Source organism: Streptomyces sp. WMMC940, assembly GCF_027460265.1.
Lineage (GTDB): Bacteria > Actinomycetota > Actinomycetes > Streptomycetales > Streptomycetaceae > Streptomyces.
In genome coordinates, this window is the sequence record NZ_JAPZBC010000001.1 from 7,427,205 (window position 1) to 7,451,887 (window position 24,683).

Sequence of the window (24,683 nt, forward strand, 5' to 3'; positions counted from 1 at the left end):
GACTACCGCACCTTCCTGATGTACTCGTTGACGCCGCCGATGCTGTCGATCCAGGCCTCGAGCCGGGCCATCCCCACGTCGTGGGGGACCGGCGGCGGGGCCAGGTCCCGTCGTGCGGCGGAGGTGTCGTACGTCGCCGAACGCGTCAGCAGGGCCAGCGTGTACCGGGAGAGCGGCGGGGAGGAGTGCCTGGCCAGCGGCGGCAGCTTCCAGAGCGTGTCCGCCGTGGTGGCGAGCGCCCGCAGCAGCCCGTGGGAGATCTGCCGGGTGGGGGCCTTGCCCCCGAACCGTCCGGCGAGGACGGCGAGCATGCTCCACACCTCCACCGGCTCCCGGTCGGCGATGAAGTACGCCCGTCCGCCGACCCCGTCGGCACGTGCCGCCTTCACACAGGCATCGGCGGCGTTCTCGCAGTAGCACAGCGAGGCGTACACCGGCCTGCCACCGGAGAGGTCGGGCAGACGTCCCGTCATCATCTTCGCGATCAGCCGAGGCATGAAACCGGAGTGGTCACGCGGGCCCCACACGGCCCGCGGGCGCAGTGCGACGGTGGTGAACTCCCTGCGGTCCGCGGCCAGGACGAGACGCTCCGCTGCGGCCTTGGTCTCCGAGTAGAGGTTGAGGTGCCGTGCGGGGTAGGGCTCGCTCTCGTCGATGTCGAGCTGGTCACCACCGCGAACGCCCATCAGCGCGCTGGGGCTGCTGATGAACACGAAGCGCCGTGCCCCGGCCCGCCGGGCCGCCGTCATCAGGCGCTCGGTGCCCCCGACGTTCTCGTCCCGGAACTGTGCCCGGGTGCCTCGGTCGGTGACCCGGGCCGCGCTGTGGTGCACGACGTCGATCCCTTCCGTCGCCCTTCGCAGGGACGCGGTGTCACGCAGATCCCCGTACGCGAACTCGATGCCCGTGACGGTGCGCAGATGGCTGAGGTCGCTCTCCTCGCGGACGAGGACCCGCACCTTGTCGCCCGCGCGCAGACAGGCATCGACGATGTGGCTGCCCAGGAACCCGGACGCGCCCGTCACCAGTACCTTCACGCCGCCGCCCCCTTCCGCCTGCCGCCGCGCCGGCGCCACCAGGTCGCACCGAACAGCATCGTCAGCGCGGCCGTCGCCCAGGGCCTTCGCCCGGTGGCCAGCTCCTGCTCCCTGCGCAGGGCGGACGGTATCTGGAGCGCATGGACGACGACGCTGAGGAAGGCGTCGATCCACCACAAGGCCGTCAGCGCCACGTGGTCCCAGGGCAGCAGCGGCCAGGTCGGCAGATAGGCCCAGCCGAGCAGCGGGACGGTGCGCAGCGCCCGGTCCGCGGCGGTCGGGCGGCGACTGCCGGTGAGCCGGTCCTCGGCCCAGCCGGCCAGCAGCTCCCGGCGGATCTTGGCGTTGTGGCGGATGTCCACCGGGAAGGCGGGGTGCGGCAGGAAGTCCTCGATTGCCTTGGTCACCGGGTTGTCGGCGCCCAGAGCGCGCAACTCTCGCTCGATCCGCGGCCAGTGCCCCGGACCTGTGCCCGGTTCGAGCTCCACGCACAGCACGGGTCGCTGCTCGCCATGCGGGCCGAAGCCCACCAGTGCGGTGCGTTTGACCTGCGGATGGGCGTTGAAGACGCCTTCGCATCGCACGGTGTGCAGGTCGCCGTTCGCCGTGCGGACACGGTGGCTCTTGCGTCCGCAGAACCAGATGCGGCCCTCGCCGTCGATCCATCCGACGTCACCCGTGCGGTGCCAGCGACGCCCGTCGTCCTGGATCTTGTGCTCGGCATCGGCCCCGGGTGAGCGGAAGTAGCGCGGGCTGACCGTCCGGCCGCTGACCACGATCTCGCCGATCTCACCTTCCGCGACGGGGAGCTCGGGCGTCCAGAGGGGTACCGGTCCGTCGCTGACCTCGATGGTGCGGACCGTTGTGCCGGGTGCGGGCCACCCGACACAGACACCGAGGGCGGCGGCAGGGCCGTCGGCGCATCCGGCCAGTGCCTCCCTGCTCTCGACCAGCGCCATCGGCAGGGCCTCGGTCGATCCGTAGGTGCTGAACACGTTCGCGTCGTCCGGCAGTACGGCACGCAGCGCTCTCATCAGCCCAGGGCTCACCGGGGCTCCGCCGGAGACGATCAGACGCAGTGACGGCACTCGGGCGCCGGATTCCCCCAGATGTTCCGAGAGCGGTCCCAGCAGGGCGGGCGAGGCGAACATGGCGTCCACCCCGAAGCGCTGGATCGCGTCGGTGAGCAGCACCGGGTCGGCGGCGCCGACGCGGCCCATGTCCATCCTCGGCACCACCACCGTGCGGCCCGCCGCGAGGTCGAACACACCCATCAGCGGCATGGTGACCAGGGTGCTGGTCATGTCAGCGGTGAAGTGGCCGGCCTCGACGCCGTGCGCCATCCCCCGCAGCATGCCGACGGTGATCTCGACCGGCTTGGCCGGACCCGTACTGCCGGTGGTGTAGCCGATCAGCGCGATGTCGTCCGGCCCGGACGCCTGCGGAGGCAGTTGCGGCTGGTCCGCGCCGAGGGCGGACAGCTGCTTGAGCCCGCTTCCCCGGGGCAGCGTGATCACGCTCTTCACTCCGGCGAAGGCACGCGGCCGAAGGCGCCGGAGCATGTGCGCGGACGGTACGCCGATGAAGGCCTGGACCCGCACCCGGCGGATGCAGTCCAGCATGCGGCCCAGTCCCATGCCGGGGTCGACCACCACGGGAACCGCGCCTGTGTGCATCAGGGCGAGGACCAGGACGAGCAGATCGGCGCCGGGAGTGACCAGCAGGGCCGTACGGGTGCCACGGTCGATGCCCCGAGTCCTGAGACCGGCGGCGCATGCAGTGACCCGGGCGGCGAAGTCGCCGTAGCCGACCGAGGTGTAGGCGGGTGGCCCCGACGAGCCCTGCCTCCCGGCCGGATGGATGACGGCCGGCTTGTCGGGGGTACGGATGGCGTGCCGGGCGAGCAGCTCGGCCAGGGACGCGTTCCGGGGCGGCTCGGTCATGGTGCCGGACATCAGCGGGCGGCTCCCTCGGTGTCGCCGGTCAGACGGTAGAGGGACGTCGCCGAGCTCAGGCCCGCGCCGACGGCGAGGAAGAGGATCCGGTCGTGGCCCGTGAGTCGTCCCGAGTCCCGAGCCTGTGCGAAGCCGTAGGTGAGTGCGGAGGTGTGCGGGTCGCCCTTGAGTCCTTCGACGGTCACCGCGGCATCGGATGCCAGGCCCAGGCGCTTGGACAGGCGGGCGGCGAAGTCGTGCGACGGCTGAGAGGTGATCAGCAGTGTGCGGTCCAGGACCGCCGGTGCCCGGGCCGCTTCCGCACCGTACTCGGCTGCCAGCGCGTCGCGCACGGAGTCGACGGCGAGATCGAGCATCCGCTCCACCACGCCGCTGTCGAGGTCGACGGCTATGGTGTTCCGGCCTTCGGAGCCGGCCTCGTGCAGCGGCAGATACCCGTTGACGCCATGGCCGCCCGGCCGCGAACGGTGGCGCACCCGTCCGAAGCCGCGGGCGTCGTCGCTGCGTTCCAGCAGCAGTGCCGCACCGGTGCTCGCATACGGGAACTCGGCCGTCCCCGCTCTGGCCGGGTCCATCGAGGGGTGGGTGTCGGCCGAGACCACCAGCACCCGGCGGGCGCTGCCGGTCGCCAGCAGCGAACCCCCGGCCTGGACGGCGTTGAGCACGCCGCAGGCACCGTTCATCAGGTCGAACGAGAACGCGGCACGCCTGTCGGTGGCGTGCAGGTAGTCCAGGTTGATGCCGATGCGCTTCTGGATCAGCGCGGCGACGGACGGCTCGGAGACGTTGGAGTCGCGGTAGACGCCGACGTTGATCAGCACGTCGACGTCCGCGGGGGTCAGTCCCGCTCGCCGCAGACACGCACTACCGGCGGATGCCGCGTATCCGATCGCGCTGCCGGTCTCGTCGGCCGGGCTGAGCGCCGTCGAGGTGATGACGGTGGCCATGGTCATACCTCCAGGGACGAGACGGTCGCGGACAGGAACCCGGTCACCACGCCGGAGGCGGCGGGCACCATGAGGATCTTCGAGCCCCTGGGTATGCGGCGCTCCTGGAGTGCCTGGTGCAGGACCAGGTAGTGGGATGTGGTCGCGGTGTTGGCGAACTTCTCGACGACCGAGAGCGACTCGGGCATCGGTGTCCCGAAGTTGCTCTCGCCCACGTGGTTCATGAAATCGATGAAGCGACTGCCGACCTGGTGCTGGATCACGAAGTCGTACCCCTCGTCGATGAACCGGCGGCCGTCGTCGGCGAGTCTGTCGCGGTGGAAGGCGGGCCACAGCGAGAGACGGTCCTCGGCGTGCATCTCTCTGTTGTTGGTGTACATGGCCAGATCGCCGGTGTCGTCGCTGGGCATGCCCAGGCACAGGTGGGAGTACTCCGAGCAGGTCATCAGCTCGATGTCGTGGATGACGTCGGCGTCGTCGGTGGCGCGGTCGACGAGGACGGCGACGGCGGAGTCACCGACGGAGAGTGAAGCGAACTGAGGGTCCCGGCTGTCCTCCATCTCGCGCGCGGCGGTGAAGGCGATGGGGGTGATGTGCTCTCCGCTGAGCACCAGACCGCTGCGCACCTCACCCGAGCGGATCATCCGGTCCAGCAGATAGACACCGGTCATCATGCCTGCGCAGGCGTTGGACACATCGAAGTGAATCGCCCTGTCCGCGCCGAGTTCCCCGGCGATGCGGCGGGCGAACGAAGGCTCGAACTGGTGGCGTCGGCCGTCCGTCGTACGGCTGATGGAGCAGGAGATCACGATGTCGATCTCGTCGGCGGCGTGGCGCGACCGGCCGAGGCATGCGCGGGCCGCCGAGACGGCCATGGTGAGGCAGTCCTCGGGGGTGCCGGATGTGTCGTCCGCGACCCGTCGCTCGGCCATTCCGGTAATTTTCAGTAAGTCGAATTCAGGCGCTTTCTCCATGCGGGCGAGGAGTTCCGGCGTACTCATGGAAGCCGATGGCAGATAGGCCCCGATGGACTCCAAGCGACTGGTGTACACAAACATCTCCCGGTGGTTTCTCGTTCACGCGGCGCGGCGTCGCGGTGGATGATGAAACAGACGTCGGAGAATCTTTGTCCGCGTCATGTTCTCGTGCGGTGAAGCCATCGAAAAATTCTGGTTTCACCGTCGGCGGGACGTGGTCCGGCGACAGGAAATCCCGGACGTCGGTGCGCTGCACGCCGACGTTATCGCACCGGTCCGGGTGGTCTCACGCTGCGGGTCTGTGACGATCACCACTCGTCGTCGGCATGGGGTCGCTGTGAGTGATGGCGGAGAATCGGCGTCCGCTTATGGTGGCACGATGGCGGCACATATTCGGAGCGTACGATTCCGTTGAATGCGGAAACTTCTCATGAGGCTGTTGCGGGCCGTTGACCGAACAGTGCCGCAGCCGAAATGCCGTCTCGTCGTTTCCGGTAGATCGACGGCGCGAGAAGAACGGCACCGTGGCCGATTGTTCACGATCGGCCCACGAGTCTGGCTGGATTTCGACCGGGTCGGGTGCCGGCGTCACGACCTGCTTCGGCCGGGGACGAGACGACCGTGGACGAGGCGGAGCAGTGCCGGCCGGCGCAGCGCGGGCAGAAAAGGCAGTCCCCGCATCAGGCGTGTCGCGGCGGTGTCGTGGGCGACGCCGAACTGCGGCGAGGCGAGGAACGGCAGATGCCCGGAGACGTCCATGAGCGGATGGAACCGCCAATGGGTCAGACACGGCAGCTGTAAGTGGTTACATGTACCTGAGGGCCGGTGTGAACCCGTGCCGCAACAGGTGGGAGCGGCGCGCCGGATACAGGGACGGGGGTATCCATGCTGAGTTCCGGCCCCGGGAAACGACCCGTATGGCCGTTCGTGGCGGCGGGCTCGGTTGTCGGTGTGCTGCTCCTGGTCGCCGGGGGCCTGTGGGCGTTCGGCGTGTACAGCATGTCCGTGCCGTCCAGGCCGCTGCTCATCGGCGTCAGGATCGACGGCGCACGCGTCACGGTGAAGGCACCGACGTGCCCCACGGACACGGTGGTGCGGGTCGAGGTGTTCGACGGCGAGTCGACCGAGCCTCTCTGGCAGGCGCGCGAGCCGCGTACCTCCGAGGGGAGGAGCGGCGCCGTCACCCTCTGGGCCGACGACGAGTTCCTGAAACCCGGCTCGGGCACGCGGCCCGAGAAGCTGCCGCGGAGTCTCGACGTCCTCTTCGCCTACGCCGGGACGGGTGACGGAACGGGCGGCGCCATCGACGTCGCCCAGGTCACCTCCACGGAGATCCCCGAGGGCCGGTACTGGACCGAGGACGGGCCGAGGACCGCTCAGGAGATCGACGAGCAGCTGAAGTGCGCTCCGGAGGGGACGACCGCCCCGTAACGGGGATTGTCGGCGTCGACATCAGCGGACGGCCGGAGAGGGGAACTCCCCTCTCCGGCCGTCCGTCCGCGCCCCCTCCGACATGGACGCCGTTCCACTCGGCGAGCCGACGGCAGGTGACCGGCCACCGCCGCGAACGACGCCCCGCGACCGCCTGAAACGCGTGCGATCGACCGCGCCACCTCCGGCTGTTCGCGGGAGGGAACGGGTCAGCGCGGGTTCTGCCGGGCCTTCAGCGGGGTCGTCGGGAGTTCCGGGGCCGGAAGGCGGTCGCCCGGGTAGCCGATGACCTCGCCGAAACGGTCGGACGCGGCCGCCCAGTCCGCGCGGGCCCGGCGGACCTCCTCGTCCGTGCGGGCGACGAAGTTCCACCACATAGCACGGGTTTGCCGTTTCATCCCAGCTCAGGGGCTTGATCGACCATCCGGGGTCAGCAGAAGGTCAGCAAGACGCCCGGGAGTCGACAAACATGGCCACCATCAACCTCGTCCGCGGCATGGGCAGCTTTTCAGCCTGTTCGCCGCCGCCGTCCTCGCCGTCACCCACGCCCGCACCCGCACCGCCGACGGAGCCGGACACGGCCTGGAACTCGCCCCGGCCAGCGGCCGCGAACTCCTGGTCATCCTGCGGATCACCGCACTTCCGCAACCCCGACGCGACCGGGACCACATCCTGCACTGGTCCGCCTGGCGCCGCCATCACCAGCACCAGGCCACCGAGGCCCACCTCCGGTGGAACAACATCACCGCCGCGGCGGCCACGTGACCGAAGCCCGTGGACCAAGACTTACAGCTGCCGTGTCAGACCGGCCGACGACCGGCCGGGACAGGGAATCCGGAGTGGTGCTGAACTGCTCTCGCTCAAGTCGCGGCGGATGTGCGGCGAGTTCGGCCACGCCGGCGGATCGCGTGCTTCAGGGGGAGTGACAGAAGCCAGGTCCCCAGCGCCACCCGAGGGGAGACGGCGAAGGCGATCACCACTGATGCCGCGCAGATCAGGGCGACGGCGCCCTGCTCCGTAACGGTGGTCCAGCCGACACGGTCGGGGATCGGTCGGGCCTGAAGGCGTTCGCGCCGCCAGATGCCGGTGAACAGCGCGAGGTGCAGCAGGCTGATCACAGCGATGGTGGCCGCATAGGAGGACACGGCCAGTGGCTGCTCGCCTCCGTACTCGGACAGCAATGCGGTGGGAAACGGCAGCAGCGCGGCCGCGCCCAGGCCGGCCAGGGTGAGGCGTACCGTGAGGACGTCGGCAAGCCGCACCTGATGGAGGATCTGGCGCTGGTCGCGCCAGAAGGCGCCGAGAACGGCGAAGCTGAGCGCGTATGCACCGAGCTTGGGCCAGACCTGGCTCATCTCGTACCGGAAGCCCGTGGCGTCCAAGCCCTGGGGGATGGAGACATCGAGCACCAGCAGCGTCATGGCGATGGCGTAGATCCCGTCGGAGAGAGCGACCAGCAGTGCAGGGCTCTCCGCGTAAGGCGATTCACATGTGTCGCCCGTACTGCCCGTACCGGTCACAGTCATGACCGCACGCTAGACCGCGATGAGCCCGGTGGCGGGCAATCGCGGCCCGTGTCCTCCGGACACGGACTCGAGGACGATTCCGACGCTTCGCAGGCCGAGCGGATCCGGATGAGCGAAGGCCCGCGCGACTGTTTCCCGTGCCAGACCGAGCGCATCCTCGCCCAGCTCCAGCTCCAGCTCCAGCTCCAGCTCCGGCACCTGGCCGAACCTACTTCCGGGACGACTGGACCGAGCGCAGGGACGAGTCCTCGCGGTGCCGCCGACGGCTCAATGCTCGTCGGGCATCGCGCTGGCCCGGCGTCGACGGGGCCCCAGGCCCCCAGCGCAACCGCCCGCTTCCTTCGATCGACTGTGAGCACGGTGTCGGCCGGACGCCGAGGTGACCACGTGACCGACCGTTGCGGCAGGTGGGCAGCGGACTCATCTTTCACCGACGACCAGGAGGAACGGTGGCGTCGTCCGCTCCGTCGCCCAGCGCTCCGGGGCGGTGGCCCCGGCGCCATGCCGCCGCCGGACGTCGGCCGGCAGCGGTACGGTCTGCCACACACGGGCGAAGCCTGCGTGGCTCAGCATCTCGTGGTAGCTCTCGGCGGGCCAGTACGTGTCCACGATGTCCACCCACGCGCCGTCCGTCCGACGCAGCCGTACCGGTATCTGGTCGCCCGCCCGGTAGGTCCCACCGGGTCGGCCGATCTGGAAGCTGTCGAAGGTCACGCCGACGTGACTGGGGTGGGCGTTGAGGACGGCAAAGCGGCCACCGGGCCGCAGCACCCGGTGCGCCTCGGCCGCCATGGCCTCGGCTTGCTCCCGCCGCGCGATGCAGACGAGCACGAAGCAGGACATCACCGCGTCCGCCGAGGCATGGTCAAGGAACGACAGGTCCCAGCCGAAGGCCTGGTGGAAGGTGATACGGGGTTGGCCGTGTCGGGCGGCCGCGAGGGCCAGCATCCTCGGAGAGATGTCCACCGCGTGCACCTGGAGGCCGTGGTCCTCGGCGGCACGGCGCGCGACCTTCCCGGGGCCGCAGCCCACGTCCACCAGGACCCTTACATCCGGTTGCGCCAAGCGCAGCTGCTCGAACACAAAGGGGTAGCCCCACAGCCACCCGACCGTGTCGTCCCACAGGACGAAGTCGTCGGCAACCTCGGTGGTGTCCCAGACCGTCCGTCGGCCGGATGTGTCCACGAGGACAAGTCAAGCAGACGTCCGCCCCGCAGGCCCGCCGACAGGAAGACATCGGGTGGACGGCAGCCGGCAGCGGCTGTGACTCCTGGCGGAGGGTCGGGCGTCCAGGCTGTCGGACTGCTGGTGAAGAAGCAGAAGCTCGCCATCCACGCGCTGTCCGGGCCGTTCGCCGTCGTGCGGCACGGGGCGGGGGCGGCAGCAAGAGGCGGTCACAGTCGCCGCCGCGCCCCCGCCGTCGCGGCCGCCCGGACAATGTCAGGACGTACAGCACTCCAGTTCCGTCGTGGGATGGCCGGTGCCGGAGAGTGGTTGCCGTGGTGAGGCGTGTCGATCAACGACCCTCGGTATGCCGGTGCCGGTCGTTAGCCTGTTGGTATGGCAAAGCGTGTCACCCCCTGCCGTACGGGCGGCCTGATCCCTTTGGGCGCCGCCGACGCTCTGTGGGCCGGCTTGACGACCGACAGTGCCGTGCCGACGGCTTCCGCGGCGTTCACTTCCTCTCCTGCCGATGCCCGGGCGGGGTACGTCCTGCTCGGCGGTCGTGCGGTGGCGACGGTGCAGGCGAGCGGCGGGCAGTGGAGTGTTCCGGAGATCGAGGTGCGTCGGGCGGCAGCGGAACTGGACGCGGTGGAGATGGACCGCCGGGACCTGGTTCGCGTCGGTCCGTTCCGTGGCGCACCGCAGGGCGACCACATGGAGCGGCAGCCGCTGCGATGGCGCCGGCGCATCATCCGGGAACTGCAGGAGTTGGGCGACCCCGAGCGGGCAGCACGACATGACGGCGGTCGGCCGTACCATCTGGCGGGGATCGACTGGCGGCGGATACTCGTGGAACGAACCGGCGACCGCACGGCGCGTACGTGGTGGCTGCCGCGCGCCGTGGTCAGGCTCCTGGACGCGGCCGAGCACACCGAAGCGCAGTGGCTGCGAGCCGCACGGACCCGTCAGGAAGGCGCAGCCGCCACCGACCCGCCCTCCCGCCACCGGCAGGCCCCAGCCGCCGACGGTCGGCAGACGACGAGCCCTCACTGCCCAACCACCCCACCGCGCGCGTACGACGGGGAACTGCAGGGCCACCTGTACTCGGTGCTCAGCAGGAAACCCGGCATTTCCCGCAAGGTGGCCGGATGGATGTGTGCCGTCTGCCGCACCGCACCTGCCGCCGTACTCGACCACTGCCACGAACACGGCTATGTCCGCGCCCCCGTCTGCCACTCCTGCAACACACAAGAACGCCCCGACCACCTGTACCGCAACGACATCCGCGTGGCCGACCACTACACACCTCTCTTCCACACCCACGCCGTCGACTGGCTCCGCCACTGGCACCGCTGCCCCGGCTGCCGCACCCGCACGACCCTCCCACTGCCACACCTCGCCGCCTGGACCGCCCACACAGCGTGCCGATCACAGCGCCCGACCCACCGGGACCCCCGCGGCTCCCGCGCCCGCAAACCCTGCGGTGTGCTGCGCGTGTCCTGGACGGGTAGTCAGAACGCGCCCCGTTCCTGCCTGCTCACCGTTGCCGTCGACTTCTGCCCGTCCGGTGAGCACCGTGTCTTGGCGCGGGTCCCCTACCGTGAAGCCGCCCATCGGTTCGGCACCTGGCTGGCCGAGACCGCTCCTGCCGTGGCCGCCGCGGCCGGGCCCGACAGCCTGGACGGCCTTCCCACCCGGTTCCGGCCAGTCGTCGCGGACACCAGCAGTGAGGGCCTGGCACTGTTCTGAGCAACAGCGGGCGCCTTCTCAAGCGTCCGGCCGCCGGCTCGAGTCCGTCTGGGAGCAATGCCTGACGCCAGTCACGGCCGGCGGAGACCCTGCCGAAGAGGAGACGCTGACCGAGGCGCCGGAGCCGCCCCCGATGCTGCTTCCGCCCCCGCCCCTCCTGCCCCTCTGGCCTGTGCCGGGCCCCGGCTCCCAGGTCAGGGGGGCGCTCTGCCGTGACCGCAGCGACATGGGCACGCGGTGCCGGCGTGACTTCACCGACAACGGAGGCGGGGGCAGGTCCGCAGTACTAGGATGCGGAACTCGCCTACGACCAGGGCGACATGCCGAAGGGGCGGGGGCCATGGCCTACGGGAGAGTGTTACGAGCGGGGGCACCGGCGGCGCTGTTGGCCGTGCTTGCCCTGGGCGCTACGGCGATCGGCTGTACGAAGGGCGAGCGGGCCCCGAACGGACGCGCCGATCCATCCACCGGAACCACCCCGTCCGTGTCCCCGGGAACGGCCACGCCCGCCCCGGCGCCCACCACGTCCGACCGCCGCAGCGTCGAGGCCGACCCGGCGAAGCTGCCCCGCACGGCGTCCGCCGCGACGGAACTGATCGGCGCCGCGCTGGCGGCACCGGAGGAGTTCGGCCACGGTGTGGTGCGGAGCGCTCCCCACGAGCGAGACCCCGGCTGGTGGCCGGTCCTCGCGGAGAACTGCGTCTGGCAGCGGGCCGGATTGCCCGCCGGCGTGCTGGCCAGCCGGACCCGGGACTACGAACTGCCCGCGGACGGCGGCAAGGGCGCGGTGCGGTTGACCGCCACCGTCACCGTGTATCGCACCACGCACGCCGCCGACTGGGCGAACGCGGAGACCCTGGAGGAGACCATGCGCTGCCCCGACCAGCGGCTGGGCCAACGGGAACGCCTGAAGGCCGTGTTCTCGCAGGCGCACTACTTCGGCGAGGGACAGAACTCCTACGCCGAGGACTCGCTGCTCGAACGGGGCGGATACCTCCGCGACGGACAGGGCGGCCCGTACCCCTACATGTGGTGGCAGGCGCGGATCGGACCGGTGCAGGTGTCCGCCGCCGTGAAGGGTGCGAAGGGCCACTCCGAACAGGAGACCACGGGTCTGTTGGTCAACCCGATGGTGCAGATGATCGCCCGCGTCAAGGCCCGGATCGGCACCACGGCACAGCAGGGGACAGCGAGCCCCCGGGAGCAGGAGACGAAGGGCCGGGATGTGAACGGACAGGGGGCGCGGAGCTGATGGACAGGCTGCTGCCCTCCGACCCGCCGCGCATCGGCGGGTACCGTCTGCTGCGCCGCCTCGGTGCGGGCGGCATGGGCGTGGTGTACGCGGGACGGTCCGCCGGCGGGGACCTGGCCGCGGTCAAGGTGATCCAGCCGCAGTGGGCGGACGAGCCCGGCTTCCGCGCCCGCTTCCGTCGCGAGGTGGAGGCGGCCCGGCGGGTGAGCGACCCCTGGGTGGTGCCTCTGCTCGACGCCGACGTCGAGGCTCGCGCACCGTGGCTGGCGACGGGCTACGTACCGGGACCTTCTCTCGCGGAGGCGGTTGCCGCGTGCGGCCCGATGCCCCCTCGCGCGGTGCGGCTCCTCGGCAAGGCGCTGGCCCGGGCACTGTGTGCCGTGCACGCCGCCGGGCTGGTCCACCGCGACGTGAAGCCCGGAAATGTCCTGCTCGCCCTCGACGGGCCCCGGCTCATCGACTTCGGCATCGCCCGGTTCGCCTCCCCGACGGCGGTCACCGGGGCTGCGGGGGAGCGCACCGATGACGGTGAACCGACCGGCACCGGCGTGGTGGTCGGTACGCCCGGCTTCCTGGCGCCGGAGCAGGCGCGGGCCGCGGAGACCGGCCGGCCGGGCGACGTCTTCTCGCTCGGTTGCGTACTGGCGTACTGCGTGACCGGGCGGTTGCCGTTCGGTACGGGCGCGGTCGAGGCGCAGCTCTACCGGACCGTGCACGACGCCCCGGACCTGGAGGGCATCGTCGACGGCGAGCTGGCGGCACTGCTGGAGCGGTGCCTCGCCAAGGATCCCGCCGCCCGGCCGACCGCCGCCGAGGTGGACGCCTCCCTCGCCGAGGACGCCCCGGACGGAGCGACGCACTGGCTGCCCGACCCCGTGGTCCGCCTGGTCGCCGGGCACTCGGCCGAGGCGCTGGCCCTCCTCGACGCCGAGGCCACCGTCGTCGACCCGTCCCGTGGGCAGCGGGCCGCGCCCGCCCGGCGGCGGGTTCTGGCCTGGGCGGCGGGTGCCACGGTCCTCGCCGCCGGGGGTGGTGCGGCGCTGTGGGCGACCATCGGCCCGGATGACACGGGCGCCGGTAACGCTGCGGCCGGCCGCCCCCGCAGGGTTCTCGGTCTCCAGGCCGACCTGACGGGCCCGGGCAAGGACGAGGGCAAGGCACAGGAGCGCGGAGCGCTGCTGGCCGTCAAGGAGTTCAACGCGCGCGGGGAGCGGCCCTTCACGGCAGTCCTGGAGGTCGCCGACGACCGCGGCGAGGAGGCCCGTGCGGTGACCGTGGCCCGGCGTCTCACCGGCCGCCTCGACATCCTCGCCGTGCTCGGGCCCACGAGCGACCGGACCGCGCTCGCGGTCCAGGGAGTGTACGACGAGGCGGGCCTGCCCCTGCTGAGCGTCTCCACGGGACTGGCCGTCTCGTACAACCTGACGCAGCCTCAATACCACTTCAGGGTCGCCCCGACCTCCCGCGCGACCGTCATCGGCGAGGGGAAGGTGCTCAAGGAGCGCGGCGTCAGGCGCCTCGGGATGCTCTGGGACAGGTCCGGTACGACCGGCGCGTCCGAGACCGCCCTGCTCGGCCAGCGGGTCTTCGCCGAGAACGGGCTCGACGTCCACCCGCGGATCGTTCCGCGCGGTACGACGTCCTTCGGGGACGTCGTCGCCGAGATCCTGGCGCGCGGCGTGGACTCCTTCTTCTTCGCCGGCGCCCCGGCCGGTGCCGTCGCAGTCGTCCGGGAACTGTCCGAGCGCGGATTCGACGGGCTCCGGCTGCTCGGGCATGCGGCGGTGGACGCGGCGTTCCTGCGCGAGGCGGGCGCCGCCGCCGAAGGCTGGCTGACGGTCACCCCCTACCTCGCCCCGACGGCCGGCCCGCTGAAGGACTTCACCGCCGCCCACCAGGATCTCCACGGCCGGACGCCGGACGTCTGGGCGGCGGAGGCGTACGACGCCACCAGGATGGTCCTGGCCCGGCTCACCACCCTGGAGCGGCGGCAGCCCCCAGCGTCCCCGTCCGCACCGGCCTCCTCCGCAGCGGCCTCCGCACCGCCGACGCGTCCCACCCGCGCCCAGGTGGGCGACGCGCTGGCACGCGGCACGTACAAGGGCGTCGTGCGCACCTACGCGTTCCAGGACGACCGCACACTGCACGCCGACGACGGGCAGCCGTATCTGCACGAGATCACCGGCGGCCGGCTGCGCCATGTGAGCGGGTGACCGGATGGGCGCACCACGGGGGCCGCTGAAGCCACTTCGTCCGGAGGACCCCCGTGAGGTCGGCGGTCACCGGCTGCTGGCCCGGCTGGGCGCGGGCGGCATGGGTGTGGTCTATCTGGCGCGGAGCGGCGGCGGGGCGCTCGTCGCCCTGAAGGTGATCCGCGCCGACCGGGTGTCCGACCCGGGCCTGCGCGCGCGTTTCGGGCGCGAGGCGGCGGTGGCGGCCGGACTGACCGGGCCCTGGCTGGTGCCGGTGACATCGGCCGACGCGGAGGCCGCCGAGCCCTGGCTGGCCACCTCTTTCGTGGCGGCCCCGTCGCTGGGGGAGGCGGTCGCCGCGTGCGGGCCGCTGCCCGAGTCCTCCGTACGGGTGCTGGGGGCCCGGCTCGCTGACGCGCTGGCCGAGGTGCACGCGGCCGGGCTGGTCCACCGGGACGTCAAGCCGGCCAACGTCCTGCTCGCCCTTGACGGTCCGCGCCTCATCGACTTCGGCATCGCCCGCCCCACGGGCGCCTCCGCGCTTACCGCACCCGGCGCGATCGTCGGCACGCCCGGCTATGTGCCGCCCGAGCAGGCGGGGGGCAAGGGCGCGGAACCCCTTCCGGCGGGCGACGTGTTCGCGTTGGGCTGTGTGCTGGTGTTCGCTGCGTCGGGTCGCCGGCCCTTCGGGGACGGCGACCCGTACGGCGTCTTCTACCGCACGGTCTTCGAGGGCCCGGACGTGGCCGGCGTCCCCGAAGGGCTGCGCATGCTGGTGATGCGCTGCCTGGCCAAGGAGCCGCGGGACCGACCGACCGCGGCGGCGGTGGCTTACGCTCTCGGCCCGGTGGACGGAGCCGGGGACTGGCTTCCTTCCCCCGTGCTGCGTCTGGTGGCGGAGCGCTCTTCGGTGGCGCTGGACCCCCCGCCCCCGGAGGAGCCCGCCCCTCCCGTGCCCGCGCCTGAGGGCCACAGGCCCGGCCGCCGAGGGGTGCTGTTCGCGGCGGGTGCGGCGGTGGCGGGCGTGACCGCGGGCGGCATTGCGTATCTGGTGAGCCGTCGTCGGCAGACCGGCCGGGCGGGCGCCGCCTCCCCGCCACCCGTGCACACCCTCGCCGTCCAGGCGGACCTGACCGGGCCGGGCCGTACGGACGGAGTCGCAGTGGAGCGTGGCGTCCGGCTGGCGGTGGCGGCGCACAACGCCCGTGCCGGCGCGGCCTATCGGCTCGCCCTCCGGGTGGTCGACGACGGCGGTGCCGCGGAGCGCGCGCGGACGGTGGCCCAAAGCCTCACGGCGGACGGAACGGTTACCGCGGTCATCGGCCCGACGACCGCCGCGGCCGCGGCGGCGGTGGCGGAGCTGTACGAGAGGGCGCGGACGGCGATGCTCCTCGTCAACGTCTCGGACGGCACCACCCTCCACACGTCCCAGCACCGCACCATGGCGGTGACCAGGGCGGGCGAGAACAATTTGCAGGCGGCCCTGATCAGCCACCTCACCCGGGAGGCGAAGGCCACCCGAACCGCTGTGATCGAGGACCGGGCGGCGGGCGCGGCCGGATGGGCGTGGGTGAGCGGACTACGCGCCACCCCGCCCAACGAGGGTACGGTGACGGTGCATTCGGTCGACGCCGGCACGGCCGACTTCGCCCCCGCCGTCCGGGAGGCCCTGGCGGCCGAGCCCCAGGCGGTCGTCCACACCGGTACCTCGCCCGGCCGGGCGGCGGCCTGCGCCCGCGAGCTGGCCCGCCTGGACTTCACCGGCGCGCGGGCAGGCATGTGGCACGTGATGACACCGACCTTCCTCAGCAGAGCGGGCCGGGCAGCGGAGGGCTGGGTGTTCAGCTCCCCCTTCACCGCTGCCGACGCCCCCGGCCTGTCCGACTTCGCCAAGGCCCACCACGACCGCTACGACACGCCCCCGGCCCGTTGGTCGGTCGAGGCGTACGACGCGGTGGGCCTCCTGACGGCCGCCCTCGACACGCTGCCCGCCCCCGACGCCACCGCCGCGACCCTGGCACAGCGTCTGTTCTCGACCACCCACCAGGGCCTGGCCAAACCCCTCGCCTTCGCCCCGGGCGCGACACACGCACTCCAGCTGAGCGACACGTCCCTGTTCCTGTACGAGGCCCGCGACCGGGCCTTCCACTTCCTGGGGCCGTACGGGAGCGCCCCGGCACGATCCGACTGACCGAACATCCCGCGCCGTGCGGTTGCGGCCGCCGCCGAGGCGGTTCGTCAGGGCGTGCCGTGGGAGGACGGCCGGCAGGCGCAGGCAGCGATCACGACCGTGGCCCCGAACGCCCGTTCGTGCCGTGACCCGAGAGCCGCTGAGCAACTGGCAGGCAAGGGAGGTGATCCGGACCCGTCAGGGTGCCAGGGCGGTCCGCCGATGTCACGCGCCTGGCGAGGAGAGACTGCGTGGCGTGCGCTGCCGGGATCGGTGTTCGGCTCGAAGCCCCGGGCTCCGACCGGTCGACCTCCGGGCCACGGTCACGAGCAGCGCCCCACGGCCCCGCCCCGCCGCCGCGGCCGCCTTGGAGACCCCCAGCTCCCCGCGGCCCGGACGGCGGATCCGGAGCCCACCCGCTGGTCCGGTAGCTCGTGGCCACCCGGTGAGCACCATTTGGCGATAATTTGGGGTGGTGTTCTGGCGCCGTTTCGGAATGCGGGAATCCGATTCGGCGAAGAGCGTGCCGCGGTCGATCGGTGGCGCACCCTCTCCGTTCATTGGCCGGAAATATGCCATGGCGTCATGCGCTCGGCCCCGTAGTTCCGGGCGGAACGCACGCAGTGCCCCCGAGATTCGGCGTGTTTTCGCCTGGCGGAGAGTTCGCGGCGTTCTTCGCCGCTGCTCACGACCTCTTGACAAGTGATCAAGTGGGCTGTTGGACTGCCGTGCAGCGATTGGCTCCGGCCAAAGTGACGACGCTTTACTCGTCATGGACGAGGGCGGCATCGCTCCGTTCAGGTAGCCCACTGCACCCGCATCACGCAATGTTTATGCAGGTCGTGGCGCTGCCGGCCTGCTCCGGCGGAGTGACGTCGGGCTCTGACGAGCAGATGTCGAAAAGCGGTTGACGATGCATATCGGCCGTCACTAGCTTGTGTTCGGCCAGGTCACCCCGCCTGGCGGTGCTCACTGAAATACTGCTCGACTTCCTGTGGAGACCATCCCTTTCCGCAGGTCCGTATCTGGTTCATCCATCAGCCGGAGGCAGTGCGTTGTGTACCGTTCCGAAAGTGGCCCGGTGTGTGTTTCCTTCCATGCCGCGCCCAGTTTGTTGCACTTCCGTCCCGCTGGTCCCCGCTGATCTGTCAGCGGCTCTCCAAGTGAACCGCGTGACGTCGCCCGGCAGCCTCTTCTCGTAGAGCGCGCCGAACTTCCCAGTTTCTGCCGCAAGTGCCAGGTGTGCGCGCGGCGATGTGGCTGCGTGCCCTGACACCGAATTCGCACGCCTTGACGCGGACCGTATTGAGCACAGCACCGTCCGCGGGCTTTCATGCTGCCCAAATCATTCGAAAGGTCTATGGCTGAGATGACCACTGCCTCGAAGTTGCCCACCACCACGCGGCGTGTGCTGCCGGTCGGAGAGAACGGCTCGCTCTGGGCCGCCCGGCCGGCGTACGGGATCTTTGAGTTCCGCGGCAAGCAGCTGCGGATCGCGGTCGCCGACCCTTCGGAAGTGCTCTTTCCCACCGACTGCGGTCTGAGCCTCGTCGCGGCCCTCGACGCCGAGGACGGGCCAGATCTCGACGGAGTCAACGCGCTCGACCTCGGGTGCGGATCCGGGCTCTACACGGTCGCGCTGCTCGCTGCCGGGGCCGCACATGTGACCGCCCTCGACATCAACGCGGCCTCGGCCGGCCAGACCGCGGCCAATGTCGAGCGCAACGGCCTGGACACCGCACGCCTCTCGTGTGTCACCGCCGATCTCGCTTCGTACGAGCCGACCGGGAAATTCGATTTGATCGTCACCAATCCGCCGCATCTTCCCTACGACCCCAGCTACGCCGCCGACAACGGCCTGGAGACGGCCCTGGTCGCAGGAGACGACGGCCGGACGCTGTACGACGCGGTCGTGGCACGTGTGGACGATCTGCTCGTGCCCGGCGGGCGGCTGGTCATGGCGCATTCCTCGCTGGCCGACGTACCGCGCACCATTGCGGAACTGGAACTCCGCGGCTACGAGTGGCGAACGCTCGAGGTGTGCGAGATGGACATTCCGCTGCTGGCGTACGCCGAACACAAGAAGACGATGCTGGACCTTCTCGAACGCCTGAGGGACCTGGGAAGAGCTGATTTCGAAGGAGAGCGGTTCAACGTGCACGCCTTGGAGTTCCGACGCGCTGCCTGAAATCGCCGCACAAGCCGATCCACACCGGAAAACAACGAGGGGAACCGGATGACCACTGAGCAGAGCGCGCGACCTGTCGCGGCAGCCGACGTGAACGAACTGCTGGGCCGCCATTTCGCGGAGCAGTTCACGGAGGATCGGATGACCGCGCTACGCACGCAGTTCGAGGCCGAGCACATCGTGCCGCTCCGCCGGCTGTGTCCACCGGAACTCTTCGGCGCCATCAAGGACGAGGCCTGTGTCATCATGGACCGTCATGGCGTCAGCCACGACCTCGTATTCGAGATAACCGACAACACCCCGCGCAGCATGACCACCGTCGGGCAGCCGGTCATCAAGGACGAGGGACCGCTGATCGACGCTTTCTACTTCGCCCCGGAAATTCTGCGACTTGTCGGCGATATCGTCGGTGAGCAGGTGCACACCTGCCCCTACGAGGGCGAGCACTACGTCATCAGCCGGCTCGGGAAGTCGGGTGACACCCACGGCTGGCACTGGGACGACTACACCTACGGCATCATCCTCGTTCTCGAAGCACCTCACTACACGGAGGGTGGGTTCGTCCAGGCGGTGCCCAACACCTCGTGGGACAAGAAGAATCCGGATGTCTACGGCGCGCTGATCAGCAGCCAGGTCCGGTCCTACGCCCTCGAACCGGGCGACGCCTACGTGGTGAAGACGAACACCACGATGCACCGCGTGCACCCCATCCGGGGCGAAGGTCGACGCACCATCGTCAACATGACGCTGGTCAGCACCGAGGACCTGACCAAGTCGCTGACCCACGAGACCAACGACGCCCTCTTCGGCGGTGTCAGGGACACCCGTCATGCGGGCTGAACCGCCGCCGCCCGGCGGAGACACGATGACACGGCCACGCGAGACGATGCGTCGACTGCCGCGCCCCGTCCAGCCCTTCCTGACGTGGGTGACGGGCGTCCCGCTGGCCGGGGACCGGTTGAGGGTCCTCTGGAGACCCACACTCGCGCTGATCGCCGGGGTGGTCCAGACCGCCGTCGGTATCGCCGTCGGAGTGTACGGACTCACCCGGCCCTGGTACCTCCTGCTGCCGTTGGTGCTGCTCTCGTGGCCCACCACGGCCGGCGGGATGCGCAGGCTCGACGTGGTCGTCGTCCACCAGACACTGCACCGCATGTTCACCGCGTCCACCGCGGGGAACCGGGTGGTCAGCGAGCTCGTCACGACGCTGCTGTGGCGGCCCCCGTACGACGGCAACCGTCAGGAGCACCTCACCCACCACGCCTTCCCCTGCTCGCTCAAGGACGGCGACACGCTCTACCTGCGGAGCACCGGGGCCCGGCCCGGCATGACACGGCAGCAGTTCCGCCGCTACCTGCTGCGAGCGGTCCTCTCCCCGGCCCACCACTGGGGGTTCTTCTCCAGTCGGGTCAAGGCCAACTTCCTGACCAGGAAGCCGCTCTACCGGGCCGTCATGGCGTATGCCCACCTCGTGGGCACGGTCGGGTTCCTCGTGCTCACAGGCTGGTGGCTGCAGTGGCTGCTCTTCTGGTTCCTGCCCGTCACGTTCTTCTTCCAGAACCAGACACTCCTCTACACGCTCAGCGAGCACCGGTGGTGGCTGTACGACAACGCCGAGCGCCTTACCAAGGCGCAGCGCGACCAGCTCACCTTCGGCAGGTTCTGCGGCAGACCCGCCCCGGACACCGCGGGCAAGGGGGCCCTCACCCGCTGGGCCGCCTGGACCGGCTGGTGGCTGCGCATGGTCCTGCTCTACGCGCCGTACCGGATGTGGATCCTCGTCGGCGACACCGTGCAGCACGATCTGCACCACGTACGTCCCAAGGTCGACTGGGCCAACTCGTCGTGGATACGCAACGAGGACCTCGCCACCGGCAACGCCGACCGCTACTTCGAGGCGTGGGGCGGCCTGCTCACCCACGTCTACGTCGGCAACAGCGTCCGCGACTGGACCGCAGAGCCGTCCGCCCCGCTCGCCCCGGCCCGAGCGGAGGCGAGCCGGTGACCCGCACGACCGACAACGAGTCCCGCACGACGGCCGCCGGGGCGACCGGCAGGGTCCTCGTGGTGGACAGCACCGGGCGCGGACACGGCATCTGCGAGATGTTCACCCGCACCAATCCGCACGTGGTCGTCCACTACGGTCCCGGCTGCGATGTCATCGACCACCCGCGCATCCTCCCGGCTCCCTCCGTCGACTTGACGGACCCGCGCACCGCAGCCGAATTCCTGGCCGACCACCCGGTCGAGTTCGTCTTCGTGTCCAACATCGACGCCCTGTCGCAGGGGTACGTCGACTTCCTCCGGGCCGCAGGGCACCGCGTGATCGGACCCACGGCCGCAGCGGCCGAACTGGAGTCCAGCAAGGCCCGCGGCAAGGAGTTCTGCCGCGACCACGGCATTCCGGTCGCGGAGTTCGAGGTGTTCACCGACCCGGCGAAGGCCAAGGAGTACGTGACGGCGGTGCCGTACGCGTGCGTCGTCAAGACCGACGGCTTGACCCCTGACGGAGACGGTTCCGTGGTCTGCGACGACGCCGCCGACGCGGTCCGCGCGATCGAACGCTTCGCCGAGCGGGCCGCGCGAACCGGTGAGGACCTGCGGCTGGTCGTCGAGGAGCGGCTGACAGGCCACGAGATATCGGTGTTCGGCCTGCTCGACGGCCAGTCCGCCATGCTGTTCCCGACCGCGATGGACTACAAGCGCACCCTCGAGGACGACGCGGGGAAGAACTGCGACGGCATGGGCTCCATCGCCCCGCACCCCCAGGACAGCTCCGCGCTCCGGGAGCAACTGCGCTCCGTGCTCGTCGACCCGCTGGTGCGCGGTCTGAAGGCGGACGGCCTCGACTTCACCGGCTTCGTCTACATCGGCGCCATGCTGACGTCGCGCGGGCCGGTCGTCATCGAGATCAACGCCAGGTTCGGCGACTCCGAGGCCGAAGTGGTGCTCCCCGGAGTGCGGAGCGACTTCCTCCAGCTGTGCCGGGCAGTTCTCGCCCGCCGGCTGGGCCGGCACCGGCTCGACACCGACGGTCTCGCCCGCTGCTCCGTCGCGCTGGTGCAGGGCTGCCTCGACCCCGAGGACCCCGGCGCCCTCGTCGGCTGGCCCTTCGGCCCCTTCGCCACCGGTCAGGCGGTACTCGGCATGGACCGCGTCGACCCCGAGGAGGCCGTGGTGTTCTGCGCGAACGTGCGCCGCGACGGCTCCGGGACACCGCGCACCACGGGCGGCCGGGTGCTCCACGTCGTGGGTGCCGGCCACACACTGGAACAGGCACGCCGTCGGGCCTACGGGCAGATCGAGCGCATCGCATTCGCCGGCATGCGCTTCCGTACCGACATCGGGGCGGGGGTCGCGGCGCACGTCGCGACCCCGGCCGGGAAGTGAGATGGGCCCATGCCACGCAGAAGAGCGTTCGTGTTCTTCGAGTTGATGAACGCCATGCTGTACACCGCGCAAGCCGTTCAGCGGCGCGGCTTCGACATCGTCGCCCTCAACCACAACCCGCTGTGCTCCGCCGGGCCGTTCGCGGTGCCCGACGGGCTCGTCGACGAGACCGTCCCCATCGCCTCCTGGTCCGACGACGCGGCGGTCGGCGGGGTGCTCAAGGACCTCGCCCAGCGGTACGACGTCGTCGGCACTCACAGCATGTTCGAGCCGACCCTGCCCCACCAGGCCGCGCTCCGGGAGCTCGCCGGTCTGCCGACGACGGACCCGGCCACCCTGTCGCGCATCCTCGACAAGTCACGGGTGCGCGCCGAACTGCACGGCGCGGGGCTCACAGCCCTGCGCTGCGTCCCCCTGGAGGAGGCGCTCGCCTGGGAGAGCTGGCAGTTCTCCGGACCGGCGGTCCTGAAGCCCGCCAACGGAACCGGCAGCGCCCTCTGCTTCGAGGTCGCCACCATCGCCGAACTGCACCAGGCGGCGGCCGCGGCTCGTACGGTCGACGTCGTCAACCCACTGATGCGGGAGTACATCCACGCCCGCGGCGGCTTCCTCGTGGAGGAGAAGGCCGAGGGCGAGCTCCTGTCGGTCGAGTCGATGGTGCACTGCGGCGACGCCGGCTTCGTGACCCTGACCGGCCGGTACGTGCTGGCCGGTGATCCGGTGGTCGAGCAGGGCATGCAGACGCCGTACCACCATCCGCACCTGGACGCCGTCGTCGCCAGGTCCCGGGCGATCCACGAATGTCTGGGGTTCCACCACGGCGGCACGCACCTGGAGTTCATGGTCGCCGACGACGGCACCGCCGAACTCGTCGACTTCAATCCGCGGCCCGGCGGCTTCGCGTCCCCGGTCTCCATCGGCGAGGCGTACGGGGTCGACTACGCCGAAGTGCTCGTCGACGTCGGCTGCGGCATCAGGCCGGATCTGGGCTTCACCCGGCGCCCGCCGCGCTACGCCGTGGAGATGGTCGTCCTGCCGCCGCCGGACGCCACCGAGTTCCGCTCGATCGAGTTCCCCCCGGGCACCCTCGTCGCCCGGGCCACCAAGAACCCGGGGGACCGGCTCAGCGGCCGCTCCGACCAGCTCGACGCGGTCGGCATGTTCATCGTGACCGCCGACACCGCCTCGCAGGCCCACCGAGCCGGCCTGGAGGCCCGGCGGGAGGTCGTGGTCAACGGGGTCCGGCTGGGCGACGGCCCGGCCAACACGGTCGCCTTCTCGCAGTACATCGGCCAGGACCTGCCCGTGCCGGAGCGAGGAAGGTGACGGCCATGACCGTATCGGAGACGGAGGGAAACGTGATCAAGGGTCGAGGCCAGGCCGAGGTGTTCGCGGACCGGGAGTCGGCGGTGCGCTCGTACTCGCGCGCGTTCCCCACGACCTTCGCGACCGCGCACCGCGAGTTCCTGGTGAGCGCCGACGGCACCCGCTACATCGACTTCCTCGCCGGTGCGGGAACGCTGAACTACGGGCACAACCCGGATTTCGCCAAGCGGGCGCTGATCGACTACATCGAACGCGACGGGCTGACACACGGCCTCGACCTGGCGACCACCGCCAAGCAGAGGTTCCTGGAGCTCTTCGAGGAGCATGTGCTCCTGCCCCGTGGCCTGGACCACAAGGTGCAGTTCTGCAGCCCGTCCGGAACCAACGCGGTGGAGGCGGCGCTGAAGATAGCCCGCCTGGCGACCGGACGCAGCAACGTCGTGGCCTTCGGCGGCGGATTCCACGGGGTGAGCACAGGCGCGCTGGCCGCGGGCGGGTCCGTCTTCTACAAGCAGGGCCTGCACCCGATTCTGCCCCGGACCACGCACGTACCGTATCCCGACTCCCCGATGGGGCCCTTCGACAGCCTGGACCTGCTCGACCGGCTCGTGGGCGACACGAGTTCCGGTGTCGAGAAACCGGCCGCGGTGCTGCTGGAGACCGTCCAGTGCGAGGGCGGCGTCTACGTCGCCCCCGATCACTTCCTGGCCGGCCTGCGCCGCTGGTGCGACACCCACAAGGTGCTGCTGATCGTCGACGACATCCAGGTGGGCTGCGGACGCACCGGATCGTTCTTCTCCTTCGAGCAGGCGGGAGTCCGACCGGACCTGATCGCCCTGTCGAAGTCGATCAGCGGTTTCGGCCTCCCGATGGCCCTGCTGCTGATCAGTCCCGAATACGACGTGTGGAAACCCGGTCAGCACAACGGGACGTTCCGCGGCAACCAGCTGGCGTTCGTCACGGCCGCGGAGACCGTGCGCACCTACTGGTCGGACGGTGCCGATCCGGCCTTCGGCGCCGAAGTGCGGCGCAAGGCAGGGCTCGTGGAGGACGTCCTGCAGCGGGAGGTGGCGGCCAGATTCGCCGCACGGGTACGGGGACGAGGCCTCATCCGGGGCATCGACCTGAGCGCCGCCGGCATCTCCGGGACGAAGGTGTCCCGTCGCTGCTTCGAGCGCGGCCTGATCGTGGAGACCTGCGGCCGCGACGGCGAGGTCATCAAGCTCCTCCCCCCGCTGACCGCAGAGGACGGCAGCCTGATGCAGGGCCTCGAAATCCTGGTCGAGGCCCTCTACGACGAGGCGCAGGGCGGTGACCGGCAAGCGACGCCCGTCGCCCCGACCAGGCCGGCCGCGGTGACATCATGACGAGCGAAGGAA

At 70.7% G+C, this 24,683-nt stretch carries 21 protein-coding genes; 11 read left to right on the forward strand and 10 right to left on the reverse strand.

Annotation, left to right across the window (positions count from 1 at the left end; all coding sequences use genetic code 11):
• Nucleotides 1-2: 2 nt before the first annotated feature.
• The 6 genes from O7595_RS32580 to O7595_RS32605 all read right to left on the reverse strand — a co-directional run bounded on the left by O7595_RS32580 (nucleotide 3) and on the right by O7595_RS32605 (nucleotide 5,675).
• Nucleotides 3-1,037 carry an NAD-dependent epimerase/dehydratase family protein gene (locus O7595_RS32580; RefSeq protein ID WP_269732177.1) on the reverse strand — a complete coding sequence of 345 codons (1,035 nt, stop codon included), beginning with the start codon at nucleotides 1,035-1,037 and terminating at the stop codon, nucleotides 3-5.
• Nucleotides 1,034-2,992, reverse strand: a complete 1,959-nt coding sequence (locus tag O7595_RS32585; protein WP_269732178.1) for a fatty acid CoA ligase family protein — start codon at nucleotides 2,990-2,992, stop codon at nucleotides 1,034-1,036. The genes O7595_RS32580 and O7595_RS32585 overlap by 4 nt, the downstream gene beginning before the upstream one ends.
• Nucleotides 2,992-3,939: a hypothetical protein gene (locus tag O7595_RS32590; protein ID WP_269732179.1), complete on the reverse strand. Its 948-nt coding sequence runs from the start codon at nucleotides 3,937-3,939 to the stop codon at nucleotides 2,992-2,994. Before O7595_RS32590 ends, O7595_RS32585 begins: the two co-directional genes overlap by 1 nt.
• 2 nt (nucleotides 3,940-3,941) lie before the next feature.
• Nucleotides 3,942-4,871, reverse strand: coding sequence for a 3-oxoacyl-ACP synthase III family protein (locus O7595_RS32595; RefSeq protein WP_269732180.1), 930 nt, complete (start codon nucleotides 4,869-4,871; stop codon nucleotides 3,942-3,944).
• A 25-nt stretch (nucleotides 4,872-4,896) separates the two neighbouring features.
• A complete protein-coding gene (locus O7595_RS32600; protein WP_269732181.1) occupies nucleotides 4,897-5,172 on the reverse strand; it encodes a hypothetical protein in 276 nt (91 codons plus the stop codon).
• 332 nt (nucleotides 5,173-5,504) lie between these two features.
• Nucleotides 5,505-5,675 carry a hypothetical protein gene (locus tag O7595_RS32605; RefSeq protein WP_269732182.1) on the reverse strand — a complete coding sequence of 57 codons (171 nt, stop codon included), beginning with the start codon at nucleotides 5,673-5,675 and terminating at the stop codon, nucleotides 5,505-5,507.
• A gap of 126 nt (nucleotides 5,676-5,801) precedes the next feature.
• Here O7595_RS32605 and O7595_RS32610 point away from each other — a divergent pair, with 126 nt between their 5' ends.
• Complete coding sequence (locus O7595_RS32610; protein ID WP_269732183.1) at nucleotides 5,802-6,347, forward strand: hypothetical protein; 546 nt, start codon at nucleotides 5,802-5,804, stop codon at nucleotides 6,345-6,347.
• A gap of 209 nt (nucleotides 6,348-6,556) precedes the next feature.
• Here O7595_RS32610 and O7595_RS32615 read toward each other — a convergent pair whose 3' ends face one another.
• From O7595_RS32615 to O7595_RS32630, 4 genes are all read right to left on the reverse strand, one after another.
• Nucleotides 6,557-6,724 (reverse strand): pirin, encoded by a 168-nt coding sequence (locus tag O7595_RS32615; RefSeq protein ID WP_443071790.1) that lies wholly within the window; start codon nucleotides 6,722-6,724, stop codon nucleotides 6,557-6,559.
• A gap of 483 nt (nucleotides 6,725-7,207) precedes the next feature.
• A complete protein-coding gene (locus O7595_RS32620) occupies nucleotides 7,208-7,873 on the reverse strand; it encodes a TMEM175 family protein (protein WP_269732184.1) in 666 nt (221 codons plus the stop codon).
• Between the two features lie 9 nt (nucleotides 7,874-7,882).
• Entirely contained in the window at nucleotides 7,883-8,071 is a 189-nt protein-coding gene (locus O7595_RS32625) for a hypothetical protein (RefSeq protein ID WP_269732185.1), read from the reverse strand.
• A 222-nt stretch (nucleotides 8,072-8,293) separates the two neighbouring features.
• Complete coding sequence (locus O7595_RS32630; RefSeq protein ID WP_269732186.1) at nucleotides 8,294-9,058, reverse strand: class I SAM-dependent methyltransferase; 765 nt, start codon at nucleotides 9,056-9,058, stop codon at nucleotides 8,294-8,296.
• Between the two features lie 375 nt (nucleotides 9,059-9,433).
• Here O7595_RS32630 and O7595_RS32635 point away from each other — a divergent pair, with 375 nt between their 5' ends.
• The 10 genes from O7595_RS32635 (at nucleotide 9,434) to O7595_RS32680 (ending at nucleotide 24,671) form a co-directional block, all read left to right on the forward strand.
• Entirely contained in the window at nucleotides 9,434-10,786 is a 1,353-nt protein-coding gene (locus O7595_RS32635; protein ID WP_269732187.1) for an endonuclease domain-containing protein, read from the forward strand.
• 484 nt (nucleotides 10,787-11,270) lie between these two features.
• Complete coding sequence (locus O7595_RS32640) at nucleotides 11,271-12,038, forward strand: hypothetical protein (protein ID WP_269732188.1); 768 nt, start codon at nucleotides 11,271-11,273, stop codon at nucleotides 12,036-12,038.
• Nucleotides 12,038-14,251, forward strand: a complete 2,214-nt coding sequence (locus O7595_RS32645) for a bifunctional serine/threonine-protein kinase/ABC transporter substrate-binding protein (RefSeq protein WP_269732189.1) — start codon at nucleotides 12,038-12,040, stop codon at nucleotides 14,249-14,251. The genes O7595_RS32640 and O7595_RS32645 overlap by 1 nt, the downstream gene beginning before the upstream one ends.
• A 4-nt stretch (nucleotides 14,252-14,255) precedes the next feature.
• Nucleotides 14,256-16,421 carry a bifunctional serine/threonine-protein kinase/ABC transporter substrate-binding protein gene (locus tag O7595_RS32650; protein ID WP_269732190.1) on the forward strand — a complete coding sequence of 722 codons (2,166 nt, stop codon included), beginning with the start codon at nucleotides 14,256-14,258 and terminating at the stop codon, nucleotides 16,419-16,421.
• A gap of 1,348 nt (nucleotides 16,422-17,769) precedes the next feature.
• On the forward strand, nucleotides 17,770-18,588 hold the full coding sequence (locus tag O7595_RS32655) for a methyltransferase (RefSeq protein ID WP_269732191.1): 819 nt from the start codon (nucleotides 17,770-17,772) through the stop codon (nucleotides 18,586-18,588).
• A gap of 48 nt (nucleotides 18,589-18,636) precedes the next feature.
• Nucleotides 18,637-19,428, forward strand: coding sequence for a HalD/BesD family halogenase (locus O7595_RS32660; protein WP_269732192.1), 792 nt, complete (start codon nucleotides 18,637-18,639; stop codon nucleotides 19,426-19,428).
• Between the two features lie 25 nt (nucleotides 19,429-19,453).
• On the forward strand, nucleotides 19,454-20,593 hold the full coding sequence (locus tag O7595_RS32665; RefSeq protein ID WP_269732193.1) for a fatty acid desaturase: 1,140 nt from the start codon (nucleotides 19,454-19,456) through the stop codon (nucleotides 20,591-20,593).
• Nucleotides 20,590-21,978 carry a phosphoribosylamine--glycine ligase gene (purD, locus tag O7595_RS32670; protein ID WP_269732194.1) on the forward strand — a complete coding sequence of 463 codons (1,389 nt, stop codon included), beginning with the start codon at nucleotides 20,590-20,592 and terminating at the stop codon, nucleotides 21,976-21,978. The genes O7595_RS32665 and purD overlap by 4 nt, the downstream gene beginning before the upstream one ends.
• Nucleotides 21,979-21,987: 9 nt before the next feature.
• Nucleotides 21,988-23,304, forward strand: a complete 1,317-nt coding sequence (locus O7595_RS32675; protein WP_269732195.1) for an ATP-grasp domain-containing protein — start codon at nucleotides 21,988-21,990, stop codon at nucleotides 23,302-23,304.
• A gap of 5 nt (nucleotides 23,305-23,309) precedes the next feature.
• Entirely contained in the window at nucleotides 23,310-24,671 is a 1,362-nt protein-coding gene (locus tag O7595_RS32680; protein WP_269732196.1) for an aspartate aminotransferase family protein, read from the forward strand.
• Nucleotides 24,672-24,683: the final 12 nt, after the last annotated feature.